The organism is Parabacteroides sp. B2-S-102 (genome assembly GCF_023656665.1).
Classification (GTDB): Bacteria; Bacteroidota; Bacteroidia; order Bacteroidales; family Tannerellaceae; genus Parabacteroides; species Parabacteroides distasonis.
Genome location: NZ_JAMOKM010000047.1, coordinates 1 through 2,368 on the forward strand (window position 1 = coordinate 1; position 2,368 = coordinate 2,368).

Annotated in this window: 1 protein-coding gene; it reads left to right on the forward strand. The window is 62.1% G+C overall.

Features of this window, described 5'->3' with window-relative positions:
• Window positions 1-103: 103 nt before the first annotated feature.
• On the forward strand, window positions 104-2,368 hold a 2,265-nt coding region (locus NBH07_RS22400), incomplete at its 3' end, for a DUF6531 domain-containing protein (RefSeq protein ID WP_250833615.1).

Genomic DNA, 2,368 nt, shown 5'->3' on the forward strand with positions numbered 1-2,368 from the left:
TATGTTACTTGCGGACAGTCATATCACTATGGTAGTCGGGGTTGACGTCCATGTGACGACAGCTCCCCCTTTCAATCCCATCCACCCTTACATAGGTATGGTGATGGACCCCGCCGACTACATACCGTTCCTCGGCACGAACGTGAGCGTGAACGGGCTGAAGCGCGGCGTCTCGGACACGGGCGGCATGATTATCCCCCTGATGCACATCCCGCTTGCCGGACCTTTCGCCATGGCTTCGATGATCGGGCACGAGAGCATGAACTTCTTCGCCTCGCAGACCGTGTTCTGCGACGGCAGCCGCATGAGTCCGAAGGGTCACATGGTGATGACGTGCAACGACGTGGGCATACCGCTGTCGGCAGGCATAGGCAAGAACAAGGCCGGAAAGACACGGCTCATACCGAGCCTTTTCGCCCCGACCTCCTTTTCCCTCCCTGTCCCCACGGGCAAGCCCGTCATGGTGGGCGGCCCCTATGTCCCCGACTGGGGCGGAATGCTGACGGGACTCGCGGCGAGCATAGGGTTCAGCTCCCTGATGAAGCTCGGAGGCAAGGGACTTGGCAAGGCACTAAAGACATTCAACCACAAAGTTCTCAAGAATACCAACATACAGAAGCGCTTCCCCTCGACGAAGAAGCTGAGCGCATACTTGTGCAGGAACGGCTTCGAGCCTGTGAACCTCGTTAACGGAGTTGTGGTTTACGAGGGCACGGACTTCGGCTTCCCGTCACCGCTTCCGCTGGAATGGAGCCGGGCATGGTACTCCGATTCGGAGTACGAGGGCTGGCTGGGCCATGGCGTACACTGCTGCTATGACCGCACGGTGGAAAGTTTCGAGGACGAGGGCGTGACGATGCTCCGCATGGAGGACGGCCGTGCCGTCGCTTTCCCGCCGATAGCACCGGGCGGAGAGTTCTACATGCGCACGGAACGCACGACGCTGCGCCGCACCGAAAAAGGCTACGAGGCATACAGCCATGACAGCCTGCTCACATACCGCTTCGACATACGGGACGGCGGCGCGTGGCGCATGACGCGCATAGAAAACCCCGACGGGCTTCACATACAGCTCCGTTTCAGCAACGGCAGGTTCTCCGGATTGAGCGACCCTGCCGGACGCACGGTACGCGCCGCCACCGACACGAAGGGACGCGTCACGAGCCTGTCGTTCGTCACCGGCAAGGGAGAAGAGCGTCTGGTGTCGTACACCTACGACGAATCCGGCAACATGACGGGCATCACCGACGCCATGGACAAGACCACGGAGATGTCGTATAGCGGCCACCTGATGACGGAGAAGACCGACCGCAACGGCGACACCTACCGCTGGGAATACGACAGCAAGGGACGGTGCGTCCATACCTATGGCACGGACGGCATGATGGAGGGGCGTATCGAGTACCACCCGTCCGAAGGCTACAACCTCGTGACCGACTCCACGGGCGGCACGACCACCTACCGATATACACCCGACCAGCTTGTGACCTCCGAGATCGACCCGCTCGGCAACGAGACGCGCCACAGCTACACGGACTTCATGGAGCCTTACCGCACCATCGACCCAGAGGGCGGCGTCACGGGCTACAGTTACGACAATGACGGCAACCTCACCGGTGTCACGTACCCCGACGGCAGCGGCGAGATGTACATATACGACGACAAGGGACGGCTGAGCATCCACGTGGACCGTGAGGGCGGCAAGACCGTCCGCCTGTACGACACGGAGCGTCCGCACCTTGTCAGCCGCTTCATAGACCGTGACGGCGGCGTCACGGAGTTCACCTACGACAGCCACGGCCAGCCCGTGGGCGTCGGCAAGGGAGACCGCCGCTCCGAACTGTCCTACGACGGCTCGCTGAACCTCGTGTCATGGCACGAGGACGGAAGGCTGCTCGGCGGCTGGAAGCATGATGCCAGGGGCAGGCTCATCGAGCGAAGCTCTCCCGGCAATCGCACGGAGTTCTACGTGTATGACGCCCTGGACCGCCTGCGGCGCATAGACGCCCGTGACGGTAACGTCATACACCTCGGCTACGACAGCTACGACAGCATCACGGAGGCGCGTGACGCGCGACGCCATGTCCGCATGGGCTACAACTCCGTGGGGAGCATGACATGGCGCGAGGAAGGCGGGAACAGGGTGAGCTTCCGCTACGACGGGATGGACCGCCTGCGCGAGGTGGTCAACGAGGCCGGTGCCGGGTATGTCTTCAGGCGCGACCTTGCGGGCAACGTATCGTCGGAAAAGGACTACGGCGGCATAGAGCGCATATACCACAGGGACGGTTGCGGACGTGTGACACGCATAGATCGTCCCGGGGGGCGCAGCACCGCCTACACATACGACACCATGGGACGCGTGCTC